We start from the raw sequence: 12,689 nt of genomic DNA, 5'->3' as shown, positions 1-12,689 counted from the left end.
TTCAAACTCTACCTATCGGACGACTTGCGCCGGAAGTATCGGACAACTTGCGCCGTTCGGGGGGGAGGCATCGGACAACTTGCGCCGTTTGACCCCCGAAACTATCGGACAACTTGCGCCAAACTATCGGACAACTTGCGCCGTTTGGGGGGTAAAACATCGTCCAGCACGCGCGGCGCCCCGGCGCTTGTTGTTGACAACATATATTCTTTTAAAAGATAAAAAGATCTAAAAAACAACAAACAAGGGGTGATCGTGTCCGAAAAAGGAATCAAACGCTTCGACGAGCTCAACATCGCCCGGTTGAGCCTCATCAGCGTTCAGGAGCGGATCCCCCCGGACTACCGCGACTGGAGCGTGGAACTGGAGGATGGGGACCGGCGCTACAAGGTGACCTGCCAGGCCATGCCCGAGTACGGCGTCCCGCACGGCATCGACACCGACATCAGCGCCGCGCTCGTGAACCTGTACATCGACCAGGGGGCACCCGCCGACGGCAGCGTGACCTGCACGCCCTACCAGCTTCTCCAGATGGCGGGGCTGGACACCAGCGGGCGCTACTACGCCGCGCTCGACGAGAGCCTCAAGCGGCTGCTCACCACGAACTACTTCATCGCCGAGGGCTGGCGGGATCACCCGCGCAAACGCTGGACGAACGTGAACTTCCGCTACATCGACCGCCTGGAGTTCTCGTCGGGCGAGGCCGAGCGGCTCGACGCCACCAGCATCCTGAAAATCACCCTGCCGCAGGAGATCGCCCGCAGTGTTCGGTCGGGGTACATCAAGCCGCTCGACCTGAGCTTCATGCAGACCCTCAAGCGGCCGCCCACCCGCGCCCTGTACCGCCTGCTCGACTCGCAGCGCCGCGACCCCGAGAACCCCGAGCAGGTGGCGATGTCGTACCAGGTGGGCCTGATGGAGTGGGCCGAGGCCTGCAAGATCGTGACGGACCGGCCCAGCATGGCGCAGCGCACCCTGGACGCCGCCCACGAGGAGCTGCTGGAGAAGGGATTCCTGAAGAGCGTCGAGTACCTGGGCCGGGGCAAGAAAAAAATGCTGCACTACACCTTCGGGGAGGCGTTCATCCCGCCCGACCCGCTGCTCGTGCAGAGCCTCGCCGACATCGGGATCACCCACACCCGCGCCCTGCAACTCGTGCGCGAACACGGCGAGGCGAACGTGGAGGACACCCTGATTCGCTACCAGACCATCGTGACCGGGGGCTACCGGCCCCGCAGTCGCCCCGCCTTTTTCGTGGATCTGCTCAAAAATCCCGACAAGTATCAGACTCCCGAAGAGGCCGTAACGGCCCCAGAAGGGGCCAAGAAGGCCCGGCGAGGCAGGGGGAGGGGAGAGAGCCCGTCTGACGATTTGGAAGCCCCTTCTCGGCCCTTACAGGAGGAAGAGGAACCGGACGCGGACCTCGCCCTGCGTGCCCTCTCCCGGGAGGCCCAGGTTGAGGAGGTCATGCGGACGCTGACGTTCCTGCTGCGCAACGACCTGAAGCTGCCGGAACTCGACACCCTGAGGCTGGCCCTGGACGAGGGCCTGGAAGACCCCCTCGACGTGAAGGCCTGGGTGCTGCGCGCCGTGACGAGCGGGCAGAGGACCGCGATGATCCGCGACCTGCGCGCCCGCCTGAGCCTGGTCCCCGCCGCGAAGTGAGGGACGGCTCAGCGGGGCCGCTTGATCGTCTCGATGCCCGCCCCTGAGTGCAGCACCTCGCCGTACACCCCCCAGAGGGCCTGGGCCTCGGCGCCCTCCCGGATCAGCCGCGAGAAGCGCAGGTAGGCCGCGCGGCCATGCGGCAACACGAAGGTGGGGGTGCCGAACACCTTCAGGGCCGCCGCCTCACGCAGGTCGTCGGCGAGGGCCGTCCTCAGCGCCGCGTCGTCGGCGAGGTCCGCCTCGAAGCGGGTCAGGTCCAGCCCGGCCTCCCCACCCGAAGCGCGAATAGTCTCCCCGTCCAGTTCCCCCCCGCGCTCGTGTCTCGCCCGCAGGAGGACCGGTGTGAAGGCCCAGGCGGTCTCCTCCCCCTGGCGCGCCGCCGCCTGAGCGGCGAGGAAGGCGCGCAGGCTGGCCTGCTGGGACGGGCTGCCCTCCCCGGCCCCCTGCTCATGCGACCACCGCGTCGGGGCCCGGCGATCCGGGTTCGTGGGGTGGTTGCCCTGCACGAGCGAGAAGTGCCGCAGGTGGAAGGAAAGCCCCTGCTCCCGCCGCAGCACGTGGGCGAGTTCCACCCCGCGCCACGCGAAAGGGCACAGAAAATCGAAATAAAGGTCGGTAGACGTGGTCCGCGAAGCCGCCATCCCCGGACGCTAACACGCTCGCAGCGTCTTTCCAGGCGTCTGCACTGGCGGCAGAGCTAGTGCGGGGAGCAGTGTAGGGTTGATCTTGTGAGTCCAGGTAGGACGAAGCCTACTTGTGAAAGTTCTCCCTTGGTGTTAAGGGCATCCCTGTCTTACTCCTGCTGTGAGGGGTGCTTCGTAGAGCCCTCCGGGTGGCGAGGGCGCTCACGCCGCCCCCGTCCCTATTCACCTCACCGTAACGTTCTGGGAGGCTCCTTACGGAGAGCGACCTCGGGGGAACCCTGCCAGGGATCTCCGCCTGCTCGTCACGTGACGAGCAAACCCCGGTGCTGCCCGCCGGGACCCCCGCCGATCTTTGCCATGCGGGCATCAACGAGAGGGCGGAGTCCGAGTTCGCCCCCGACCTGGGCGTGCGGCGGCTGCGTCAGAGGGCTGGGGAAGCAGTTGCTGCTGGAGGGTACGTGCCAGCCAGACCTCGTACTCGTCAGGGGTCCAGCCCGCCTCACCGACGAGTTCCCGGTACACCTCGAAGAGCGTCAGGGCCTGCAATACCGCCGAGGCGCGCTCCACGCCCAGCCCCGGGCGAAGCATGTGGGCACTTTTCTCGATGAAGTGCCGCTGGCCCGAACGGCGTCCCGCGAGGGCCCGTTGCAGTTCGGCGTTTGCCTCGGGGTCGCTTTTGGCAGCGCTCTGGTAGATCTGCACCATCTCGGCCCCCGTTTCCCACTGCCGCCGGGTGAGGTGGGCCATGAGTTCCAGGCGCCGCGCGGGCTCCTCCTGCATCAGCGCTTCCTGCGTCAGGTCGCGTTGCCGTGAGGTCTGGTGCCACGCTTCCCGGATGGCGCGGAAGATGCCCCGCTTGTTTCCGAAGACGCTGTAGACCGTGCTGACCGCCACTCCGGCCCCACGCGCGATGTCGTCGATGGTGGTGGCCGCATAACCACGTTGCAGAAACAGGGCGCGGGCCGCATCGACGATGAGCCCCTGGGTGGCGAGTGCCTGGCGCTGGCGGTGGGTGAGCTGGGGTTCGGCCTTGACGCTGCTCATGCACAAGAGTATAACAGTGTTGGATGTAGTTTCACTACATCGAATGGAGGGAAGGTATGTCGGCAGAGCTTAACCGGAAGCTGGCGTTGCAGACCCTTGAACGCGCCTTTAACCAGGGTGACGTCTCCGTCTTCGACGAGGTGATGCCCGCGCGGGGGGTCGACCATCAGGAGGCTCCCGGCACCGACATGCTGAGCCACCTCAAGGAAGTCGTCCCCATGATGCGCCGGGCCTTTCCCGACCTGCATTTCGAGGTGCATCACGTGCTTGCAGAGGGCGACATCGTCGCCTTCCACTCCACCATGACCGGCACCCACCTCGGCGTGTATGACATTGGACCTTTCCGGAACCTGCCGCCCACCGGCAGGAGGATCAAAATGCGCCACATGCACTTCCTGCGCTGGCAGGACGGCAAGAACACCGACCTGTGGCACCTCATGGACACGGCCAGCCTGATGCGGCAATTGACCGCCCCCGAATCGGCGGCGCCGCCGGTGAACTCCTGATCCCGCCCCAGCACCATCACCCGCGCTGCCGAATCCAGTGGCTCGCCGCCCCCTCTCATGGGCTGGCGGTCTCGCCCAGGTCAGGAGTAGTGCCTTTGGCCTGCGGCAGTTCCCCTCTTGTCGGGGAAGCTGATCTCCCTCAACGCCCGGGTGTGGGGCTGGGGCCTGCTCCCCGAGGACCTGTTCGGCCCGCTCAGGCACGCTCTCCGTAGGTAAAGTAACTTGATGAACGTTTGAGCAAATCACGTTCTGGAGCGGAAAAAGTCAACAGTCGTTGCCCAGAGTGCGTGCTGGTGGGGGTCCGTTGGCCCTCGCCCCCCTTCACGAGCGGGTGAACGTATGTCATGCTGCTCACCATGACGAAGAAATCAACGAAGGCGCCCGCCAAGAAGTCCTCCGCCAAGGCCGCCCCCGCCCAGGAGGAGGCCAAGACCAGCCGCGCTTCCGGCAATGAGGGCAGCGGCAAGGTCGCCAAGACCCAGCTCGTGGAGCGGGTCGCGGACAAGACCGGCCTGACCAAGAAGCAGAGCGAGGAGGCCGTCAGCGCCATGCTGGGCGTCGTGGTGGACGCGATCAGGAGCGGCCAGAGCGTGGGCCTGCCCGGCCTGGGGACCCTCAGCGTGAAGAACACGGCTGCCCGCACCGGCGTGCGCCCCGGCACCAGCGAGCGCATCCAGATTCCGGCGGGCAAGAAGGTCGCCTTCAAGGTGGCCAGCACCCTCAAGTCCTCCCTGGGCATCACCGAGGACACGGCCGCCGCCGAGTAAGCCCGCACCGAGCAGACCCGCGCACCCCACCCGGGGTGCCTTTTTCTTGGCCGCGAGTTCCTCAACCACCACGGGTGCCGGTTCCCGGTGGGCGCCCTCCCGGTCCCGCCGTGATGGGCGGCTGGGGGCGCGTCAGGCCACCCGGCTTCGCCCGCGCAGATTCTTCTGCTCGTACAGGCGGCGGTCCCCGAGTTCCAGGGCTTCCAGGACCGTCCGGGTCTCGTCGGGCACGCAGACGACGCCCAGGCTCGCGCCGACCAGGGGAAATCCCAGGTCCCGGGTGAAATGCTCGGCGTTGCGCACGGCCTGCACGATCCGGTGAACCTCGCTGGCGGGCAGCTCGGGCCAGATCACGGCGAACTCGTCGCCGCCGAAGCGGTAGAGGCGCACCTGGGACGGGAGGGCGCTTTGCAGGGAGGAGGCAAAGGCCCGCAGCAGCGCGTCGCCCCGCAGGTGGCCCTGGGTGTCGTTGACCTGTTTCAGCCCGTCCAGGTCCAGCAGGGCCAGGCAGAACCCGAAGTTCCCCGCCTGCACGGCGGCGTAGCAGCTTTCCAGGTCGCCCTCGAAGGCGCGGCGGTTGCCCAGATGGGTGAGCGTGTCGCTGAACGCCGCGACGTTGAGTTCCGCCTGAACCTCGGCCAGCTCCGCGTTGACCTGTCGCAGCTCGGCCAGACTCTGCCCCAGGCGACGGTTGAGAAGGTGCAGGGAGGCGATGACGCCGGTGATCACCAGCCCCTGAAGCGCGAAGACCGTCAGGGACAGCACGGGGACCGGGGAAGACGTGTCGGCCACGCGGATCAGCAGGGCGCTCAGGGCGGTGGCGTACAGGCCGCCCCACCCCCGGCGCAGGTACGCGCACAGGGCAATGAAGGAGAAGAACGGGAGATAGGGGAACTGGGCGCTGAAGTCGGCCCCCAGGGCCTGCCCGCACAGCCGGGCCAGCGAGACCAGACCGGCGACCACGAGCAGGGTGCGAAGATGCCAGCCCAGGCGAGTCCACACGGAAGAGGGGGCGGGGCGTCGGGGACTCGCGGGCATCGGCCCAGAATGCTACGAAAGCCCCGCCCGCGCCCTGAGGACAGCGCTTAGCGAGGCTTGAGGAAGGGTGGGTGTGGGGGTATCCAGCGGGGTCGGGGAGGGGAGCCCGGGAGGCGACCGGCCCTTCCCGGCGGACCCTGTGGGCACCGCCGCCCCCCGGCTGATCCTCGCCGCCTGCTCAGGTGGAGGGTCCACTCTGCGGGACGGCTTCCAGCAGGGTGAGGGGCGAGCGGGTCGGGAGGACCGTCCTCAGCGCGAATCCCGCCCGTTCCAGCAGGGCGCGGTACTCCGCCTCCGTCCGCTCCAGGCCGCCCTGCACCACCAGCATGCCCAGGTCGAACAGTGCCGCCCCCATCGCCTCGCTGCCAGTCGCCCCGTCGCCGGTCGGCACAACCCGCTCGATCACCAGGAGCCGCGTGTGGTCGGCCATGGCCGCGCGGCAACGCCCCAGGATCTCCAGGGCCCGCGCATCCTTCCAGTTGTGGAGCACACTCTTGAGGACGTAGGCGTCGGCCCCCGCCGGGACGGAGACGAAGAAGTCGCCCGGGAGCAGGGTGCAGCGCCCGGCCACGCCGCTCGCCTCCAGCAGGGGCACGGCCTCGTGTACGACGTGCTCGGCCTCGAGCAGCACGCCCGTCATCCCCGGGTACGCCCCCAGCAACGCGGCCAGCAAGGCGCCATGCCCGCCCCCCACATCCGCGACCACGCGGATCCCCGTGAAGTCGTAGGCCTCCAGGATGGCCGTGCCCTCCCGGGCCGAGAAGCTGGTCATGGCGTCCTGAAAGACCGTGCGGGCGTCCTCCTCGCGCTCCAGGTAGGCGTACAGGGAACAGCCGTGGACCACATCGAAGGCGGGTGTGCCGGTGCGGACGCTGTGATCCATCCTCCCGTAGGCGTGCCACAGCCACTCCTCCCCGTAGAGCCGGGCGAACCCGTGCAGGGAGCCGGGCACCCCCGGGCGCAGGAGGTGCCCGCGGGGCGTGAGTTCGTAGGCCCCCTCCGGGGTGGAGCGCAGAAGGCCCAGGCTTGTCAGGGCGCGCAGGACGCGGGCGATGGCCCCGGGGTGGGCGTGAACCCGCGCGGCCAGGGCACCGGGGGGCAGCGGCCCATCCCCCAGGGCGGCCATGACCCCGAGCTTGGCGGCCACATGCAGCAGTTGGGTCACGCGAAAGCCCAGGATCAGGGTGCGGAGTGCGGCCACGTCGCCCTCTGACGGCTGAAAGTGAGGTTCCGGCATGGTGGGTGACCTCCTGGCCGCTGGCCGTGGGGGCGCGGCGTCCTCCTGCGTTCGGGGCTCTTCCCGGGCCACCGCGGCTGTCCCCAGCATGCGCTCCTGGAAGCGCCCGCGCGGGCCGCGGCGCCTTCCTACCTGGGCGCCTGCCCGCGCAGGAACGCCACGCCCTCCCCCAGCGTGAGGGCCGCGCCGCGGGCGAGGGCTGATTCTGCTCCGGCCTCCTCCAACTCCGAACGCGCGAGGTCGAGTACGGGCGCGGTGTGCTCCCTGACAGAGTCGGCCTGGGTTCGGGGCGCCGCGTTCCGCGCCGTGCCCACCAGGGTGAGGGCCTCGGGAAGACGGCCACACGCGGCAAGAAAGCGGGCGGCCCAGACGAGCGTGAGGACCCAGGCGGGGGCGTTCGCCTCCTCTTCCAGCCCGCGCCGCAGCACCTCCCAGCCGGTCAGCTCGTCCCCCGTGAGGGCCAGGGCACAGGCCCACGCCGCACGTATGGCCGGGGCGCGGGGGCGGGCCCGTTCGCGCAGCTCCACGGCCTCGGAGAGCACCGCCCCCGCCTCTGCCGCCTCCCCCAGGGAGATCAGGCGCACGCCCAGATCGGCGAGTGACATGGCCACCAGGGCGTCGTGCCGCGCCGCTCGGAAGGCCGCCACGGCGAGGCGCAGGTGGGCCGGGGCCGCGGCGTGATTGCCCAGAGCCTCCTCCGTGTACGCCATGTTCATGTGCCCGTGCCCCAGCCGCTTCGCGTCCCCGGCGGCGTGCAGCAGGTCCATCGCCTCGCGCTGGAGCCGCAGGGCCAGGTGGGGGTCCTCCCCGCGGTAGCTGCGCGCCACGCCCTGCAAGCTGCTCACGAGCAGGAAGGGGTCGCCCAGCCTGCGCGCGACGGCGAGCGCCTCCTCGCTCAGGGGCCGGGCCACGCTGATCTCCTCCTGCTGGACCCAGGCGAGGCGGTTGAGGGCCTGCACCACGAGGTGAGGGGCGTCCAGCTCGCGCGCCAGACTCAACGCCTCCCGGCCCGCCTGAAGCTGACCCCCCGCGTCGCCCAGGCGCTCGCAGGCCTCGGCGTGCAGCAGCAGCAGCTCGGCCCGCTCGGTGCCCGCAGGACCCAGCGCCAGCGCCTCTTCCAGGGCCGCGCGGGAGGCCCGGAAAAAGCCCAGCCGGTCGGCCTCGGCGGCACTCCGGCGCAGGTACAGACGGGCCTCGGGGAGCATCCCCGCGCCCACGGCGTGCCGGGCGAGCACGGCGGGCGGGGCCTGCTCCCCGAACGCCGCCAGTGCCCGGCGGTGGAGGAGACGCCGCCGCAGGAGACTCAGGTTCTCCCGCAGCGTCTCACCCACCCGGTCGTGGGACAGGCGGTACGTCACGTCCCCGGGCTCGGCCACCTCGTGCAGCAGCCCCGAGCCCAGGAGAGCCTCCACCCCCCCGAGCGCGTCCTCCGCGGTGAGGTCGGCCACCCCCCGCAGCCGGTCGAAGGTCGCCCCTTCCCCCAGCACGGCGCAGGCCTGGGCGGCGGCCAGCCCCGCCGGGGGCAGGCGGGAAGAGCGCTCCTCGATGACCGCGCGCACGCCGGGGGGCAGGGTCACCGCCCGGTCCGGGCGCACCTGCCAGCGGCTCCCCGACGTGTCGATGGCCCCCCGCTCCAGCAGGTCCCGGAACGCCTCGGTGAGGTACAGGGGCTGCCCCCCGCTGTACCCGTGCAGCCACCCCGCCACATCGCGCGCGTCCTGCCCCCGCGCCGCTTCCGCCACCCAGGCCCGCGTCTCGGCCTCGGTGAGCGGCCCCAGGGCCAGGCGTTCGAGGGGCACGTCCCGGCCCAGGCGGGCGATCCAGGCGGCGGGCTCCTCCCCGGGCTGAAGAGCCTCGGCCCGCGCCGTGAGCAGCAGCATCGCCCGCGTCCCGGCCTGCCCCAGCCGCCGGGCCACGTACAGCAGGGCGTCCCGTGAGGTGGCGTCCATCCACTGCGCGTCGTCGAGCAGCAGCACCAGGACCGACCCGCCCGCCAGGGCCACGAGGGCCTGTGTCAACGCCTCGAGGAGGGGAGCCAGGTCAGCCTGCCCCGCTGGGGGAGGAGCCTCCCCGGTCCGCCACTCCGGGAGCAGCCGCGCCAGTTCCGTTCTCCACACGGGCAGGAGCGGCAGGGTGAGGGGGTCCACCCCGTCCAGCGCCGAGCGCAGCAGGTCGGTCCAGACGCCCAGCGTGACGGTCTGTGCCTCGGCGGCCCAGCCCCGCAGCACCCGCGCCCCGGCCCCAGTCGCCCCGTGGGCAAAGGCGGCGGCGAGGCTGGTCTTGCCGATGCCCGGCTCCCCCGTCAGGACGGCCCCCCGCACGCCGCCGCGCCCGGCAGCCTGAAATACGGCCCCGAGCCGTCCCAGTTCGGACGCCCGGCCCACGAAGCCCGGGAGGGAGGGCGTGGGCTGAACTTCCCTTTCCCGCTCCGGCCTCCCCTCCAGATGCGCGGCGAGCGCCAGCGTCTCCGGGGCGGGGGCGACGCCGAGTTCCTGCCGCAGCACGGCGTGGCAGGCCGCGAGGGCTTCCCGCGCCGCGCTCCGCTGCCCAGCGGCGAGCAGCGCCTGAATTAAGCGGCGCCATGCCTCCTCGTTCAGGTTGTCCAGGGCCAGCCAGCGCCGGGCCAACTCCGCCGCCTCGGTGGGGGACGTGTCCACCAGGGCGCGGGTGTGCGCGGCATAGACCCGCTCCGCCAGGGCGCGCACCCGTCCCCGCTGCGTGTCCAGCCACGCGCCCAACGCCTCCCCGTCCTCCAGCCCCAGGCCCGGGAGAACGTCACCCCGGAACACGGCGAGTTGCCCCTGTTCCAGCGCCTGAAGGTCGAGGGTATCGCCGGGGTCGAGGCGCAGCCGAACGGTATCCCGGTCCGTGACGACGCGGCCAGAGGCGTTCCCCAGCGCCTGACGCAGGTACGTCAGGGAATTGCGCAGCGAGGAGCGGGCGACCTCCGGCGCGGAGTCGGGCCAGAACAGGGCGGCGAGCGTCTCCCGGGCGTGGGGGCCGGGCTCCAGCGCGAGGTAGCCGAGCAGGGCGAGCGCCTTGCGGGTCCGCACGGGGCGAGCTTCCCCGTCCACCCGCACCTCCGGCGGTCCCAACACCCGAAGCTCCAGCGCCGACATGTCTGCCCACGGTACACCGCGCCCGCCCCGTCTTGCGGTTCCTCTTGCGCTGTTGTTGCGCGGCCCTCCTACGCTGCCCTCAGACCTTGAGCCCCCAGGAGGAACCATGACCCGGATCGCCCCCCAGCACGAACCGTTCCACCCCGCACAGCCCACGCCCGAGCGCCGCATCACGGACGACGGCTCTCCCCGGACGACGGGTTGGACCCGCCTGCTGGGGCGGATGGCCGGGGCCCTCTTCTCGGGTCTGGCCGTTCCCACGCCCCCGCCAGAGGTGCAGGAAGAGCTGAAGGTCTGACCCCTCGGGAAGTCCGCCCGCCCGTCGCCTCGCAGGTATGGAGAGGAGATTGTGGATGAAGCCGCTCCTGCCCTTCCTGAGTGTCCTTGTCCTCTGCGCGGGAGTTGATGGCCGGGGCCACCCGCCTACTGGGGCACCCCCCCTCCCCCCACCGGGAGGTGCCGCTCCTCAACCCCGTGGGTGTGCCGGGGTTCACGGTGCCTATCTTTGGGGCCGGTGCGGACGGGGAAGGAAAATCGGCATGCTGATCCGGTATGCTTAAACTTCCTTCAGTCCACACTCCCCCACTTCCAGCGGAGGTTCCATGACGCCCCTGTGCCTGACCGCCCCTCCCCCGACCGATCGGGACCACAGCCTCCGGTGCGGCTGATGCGAAGCGTCGAGGGTGGGCTGCCAGGAAGCCTGGTGAATTTGGACGCCGCCCGGCAGCGGTTCGGGGACGACGCGGTGGGGCGGCTCGCGCGCATGGTCCAGCTCGGCGACCCCCTGGCGGACGCGGCGGACGCGGAGCTGCGCCTCCACGGGGAGGTGGCCCGGCGCCAACTCCGGGCGGGGCTGCTGCACGGCCGCCAGTTCGTGGGGGAGGACCTGCCCGCCGTGCGCGCCCTGCTCGCCGAGACGGAGTGTGTGCCCGCCTGGGTCGAGCCTCGCCGCCTGGAACGCGGGTCACAGGCCTACCTGGCGATCGGCAACGTCTGGATCACGCTGTCGCTCGGCCCCGGCTCCCTGACCCACACCTACAGCTCGCCCTCCATCGCCCGGGTCCTGGTGCGGACGGGCAACCTGACCCGGATGGCCCGGCGGCGCATCGTCGAGACGGGGGTGTGGAACATCGTCTCGGTCCTGCCCGGCGGCCTGGCGCGGGGCGGCGAGGGCTACGTCCAGAACGTGCAGGTGCGGCTGCTGCACGCGCGGGTGCGGGCGGCCCTGTGGCAGCGGGGCTGGAACGCGGCGGAAACGGGCGCGCCCATCAACCAACTGGAGATGGCGCGCACCTGGCTCGACTTCACCTATGTCCCGTTCCACGCCCTCCAGACCTTCGGCATCACCTTCACGGCGGGGGAACTGGACGACCTCTACCACTTCTGGCAGTACGTCGCGCACCTGCTGGGCGTTCACCCGGACCTGTACCTAACCGTCACGGATCAGGCGCGGGCGGCGGACCTCCTCGCCCTTATCACCCAGACCGAGGAACCCGCCAGCGGCGACGCCCGCGAGCTGACACAGGCCATGCTCGTCGCCGTCGCGGACCTGCTTCAGAGCAGCCTGCCCACGCCGCCGCCCGTCACGCTGGACCTGGTTCACGCGGTGGCGCGCAGACTGCACGGGGACCCGTTGGCGGACCAGTTGGGCATTCGCAAACCCTGGGTGCGGCACGCGCTGGTGCCCATCATGCTGGGCAACCGGTTGCGGCGCTGGCGGGAGCGGGTTCAGCCGGGAGCGCGGCAACGCACGATAGACCACACCGTTCGGACCTTCCGGGGGCAACTCGCGGGCCTGCAAGGTGAGACGACCTATCAGCGCAGCGCCGAACACGTCCCCGAGGCGGGCCTGCCCCGGACGGTGGAGCCGACGCCAACCCCGTCTAGGTCGGCGGTTAAGGCATGAGACCACCCGCCCCGGCGTCCCTGGAAAAGGACCGGCTCGACACTTTAATTGACGGGGTGTTCGCCATCGCGCTCACCCTGCTGGTGCTGGAGGTCAGGCTGCCCCCCGAGGTCGGGACCGCCGAAGTCCCGCACGCGCTGCTCGCCCTGCTGCCGCGTCTGGTCGTGTACGCGGCCACCTTCATCACCACCGCGCTGCTCTGGGCCACCCACTACTACTACGCCAGCCTGATCCGGGGAACCGACTTCTGGCACATCACCCTGAACCTGGTGACGCTGCTGTTCGTCTCCCTGCTGCCCTTCTCGGCGAGCGTGATGGGTGCGCATCCCGACTCGACGTGGGGCACGGCGGTCGGCTTTCTCAACTTCGCCCTCGTCGGCCTGTCCCTGACCGCCAACTGGGGCCACTGCCTTCGCGCCCGGCTGGTGGTGCCCCGGGCGAGCGACCGGCTGCTGCGGAACATGACGCTCATCGCCATCCTCTACTGCGTGTACGCCTTTTCCGAGGTCGGCCTGGCCCTGCGGTCACCCACCCTGGCGATGTCGCTCCTGGGCGTGTGGCTGGTCGTCGGGTTCGCCATCCTCGCCATGCTGCAACCCCACGTCTTCGCGGCGGCGGGGCACCGGGCAGCCCTCGGGGAGGACGCAGCGCCGTCAAGGCAGCCCAGCCCCGGGGCCTGAGTCCCCTTCACCAGCCCTCTGAGAGCGCCAGGCAGACGGCCCGGAGCGCAGCCCCAGCCTATTCCAACCCCACTTTGCCC

Annotated in this window: 11 protein-coding genes; 6 read left to right on the top strand and 5 right to left on the bottom strand. The window is 70.5% G+C overall.

Annotated elements, in window-relative coordinates:
* Positions 1-255: 255 nt before the first annotated feature.
* Complete coding sequence (locus DAERI_RS12135) at positions 256-1,665, top strand: replication initiator protein A (RefSeq protein WP_103129788.1); 1,410 nt, start codon at positions 256-258, stop codon at positions 1,663-1,665.
* Positions 1,666-1,673: 8 nt separating this feature from the next.
* Here the strand turns inward: DAERI_RS12135 and DAERI_RS12130 are convergent, their stop codons facing one another.
* The gene (locus DAERI_RS12130; protein ID WP_103129686.1) at positions 1,674-2,309 is read right to left on the bottom strand and encodes a DsbA family protein; all 636 of its coding nucleotides are present in this window, start codon (positions 2,307-2,309) and stop codon (positions 1,674-1,676) included.
* 369 nt (positions 2,310-2,678) lie between these two features.
* Entirely contained in the window at positions 2,679-3,356 is a 678-nt protein-coding gene (locus DAERI_RS12125) for a TetR/AcrR family transcriptional regulator (protein WP_103129685.1), read from the bottom strand.
* A gap of 56 nt (positions 3,357-3,412) precedes the next feature.
* On the opposite strand from DAERI_RS12125, the gene DAERI_RS12120 reads away from it, so the two are divergent.
* Positions 3,413-3,862, top strand: coding sequence for an ester cyclase (locus DAERI_RS12120; RefSeq protein ID WP_103129684.1), 450 nt, complete (start codon positions 3,413-3,415; stop codon positions 3,860-3,862).
* Between the two features lie 344 nt (positions 3,863-4,206).
* Positions 4,207-4,629, top strand: coding sequence for an HU family DNA-binding protein (locus DAERI_RS12115; RefSeq protein ID WP_103129683.1), 423 nt, complete (start codon positions 4,207-4,209; stop codon positions 4,627-4,629).
* A gap of 132 nt (positions 4,630-4,761) precedes the next feature.
* Here DAERI_RS12115 and DAERI_RS12110 read toward each other — a convergent pair whose 3' ends face one another.
* From DAERI_RS12110 to DAERI_RS23105, 3 genes are all read right to left on the bottom strand, one after another.
* A complete protein-coding gene (locus tag DAERI_RS12110) occupies positions 4,762-5,667 on the bottom strand; it encodes a GGDEF domain-containing protein (RefSeq protein ID WP_103129682.1) in 906 nt (301 codons plus the stop codon).
* A 178-nt stretch (positions 5,668-5,845) separates the two neighbouring features.
* Positions 5,846-6,904 carry a methyltransferase gene (locus DAERI_RS12105; RefSeq protein ID WP_165794189.1) on the bottom strand — a complete coding sequence of 353 codons (1,059 nt, stop codon included), beginning with the start codon at positions 6,902-6,904 and terminating at the stop codon, positions 5,846-5,848.
* Between the two features lie 128 nt (positions 6,905-7,032).
* A complete protein-coding gene (locus DAERI_RS23105) occupies positions 7,033-10,023 on the bottom strand; it encodes an ATP-binding protein (RefSeq protein ID WP_165794188.1) in 2,991 nt (996 codons plus the stop codon).
* 106 nt (positions 10,024-10,129) lie between these two features.
* Here DAERI_RS23105 and DAERI_RS22430 point away from each other — a divergent pair, with 106 nt between their 5' ends.
* The 3 genes from DAERI_RS22430 to DAERI_RS12085 all read left to right on the top strand — a co-directional run bounded on the left by DAERI_RS22430 (position 10,130) and on the right by DAERI_RS12085 (position 12,609).
* Positions 10,130-10,321, top strand: coding sequence for a hypothetical protein (locus DAERI_RS22430; protein ID WP_103129679.1), 192 nt, complete (start codon positions 10,130-10,132; stop codon positions 10,319-10,321).
* Positions 10,322-10,726: 405 nt separating this feature from the next.
* Complete coding sequence (locus tag DAERI_RS12090; protein WP_235610358.1) at positions 10,727-11,929, top strand: oxygenase MpaB family protein; 1,203 nt, start codon at positions 10,727-10,729, stop codon at positions 11,927-11,929.
* A complete protein-coding gene (locus DAERI_RS12085; RefSeq protein ID WP_103129677.1) occupies positions 11,926-12,609 on the top strand; it encodes a TMEM175 family protein in 684 nt (227 codons plus the stop codon). The genes DAERI_RS12090 and DAERI_RS12085 overlap by 4 nt, the downstream gene beginning before the upstream one ends.
* Positions 12,610-12,689: the final 80 nt, after the last annotated feature.

Source organism: Deinococcus aerius, assembly GCF_002897375.1.
Taxonomy (GTDB): domain Bacteria; phylum Deinococcota; class Deinococci; order Deinococcales; family Deinococcaceae; genus Deinococcus; species Deinococcus aerius.
This window is presented reverse-complemented; position numbering and strand designations above follow the sequence as displayed.

What these genes read in the sequence shown, in the direction of transcription:
- DAERI_RS12085 (WP_103129677.1), top strand. Translation starts at nt 11,926, where the DNA reads ATGAGACCACCCGCCCCGGCGTCCCTGGAAAAGGACCGGCTCGACACT.
- DAERI_RS22430 (WP_103129679.1), top strand. Translation starts at nt 10,130, where the DNA reads ATGACCCGGATCGCCCCCCAGCACGAACCGTTCCACCCCGCACAGCCC.
- DAERI_RS12130 (WP_103129686.1), bottom strand. Translation starts at nt 2,309, where the DNA reads ATGGCGGCTTCGCGGACCACGTCTACCGACCTTTATTTCGATTTTCTG.
- DAERI_RS12125 (WP_103129685.1), bottom strand. Translation starts at nt 3,356, where the DNA reads ATGAGCAGCGTCAAGGCCGAACCCCAGCTCACCCACCGCCAGCGCCAG.
- DAERI_RS12105 (WP_165794189.1), bottom strand. Translation starts at nt 6,904, where the DNA reads ATGCCGGAACCTCACTTTCAGCCGTCAGAGGGCGACGTGGCCGCACTC.
- DAERI_RS23105 (WP_165794188.1), bottom strand. Translation starts at nt 10,023, where the DNA reads ATGTCGGCGCTGGAGCTTCGGGTGTTGGGACCGCCGGAGGTGCGGGTG.
- DAERI_RS12115 (WP_103129683.1), top strand. Translation starts at nt 4,207, where the DNA reads ATGCTGCTCACCATGACGAAGAAATCAACGAAGGCGCCCGCCAAGAAG.
- DAERI_RS12120 (WP_103129684.1), top strand. Translation starts at nt 3,413, where the DNA reads ATGTCGGCAGAGCTTAACCGGAAGCTGGCGTTGCAGACCCTTGAACGC.
- DAERI_RS12110 (WP_103129682.1), bottom strand. Translation starts at nt 5,667, where the DNA reads ATGCCCGCGAGTCCCCGACGCCCCGCCCCCTCTTCCGTGTGGACTCGC.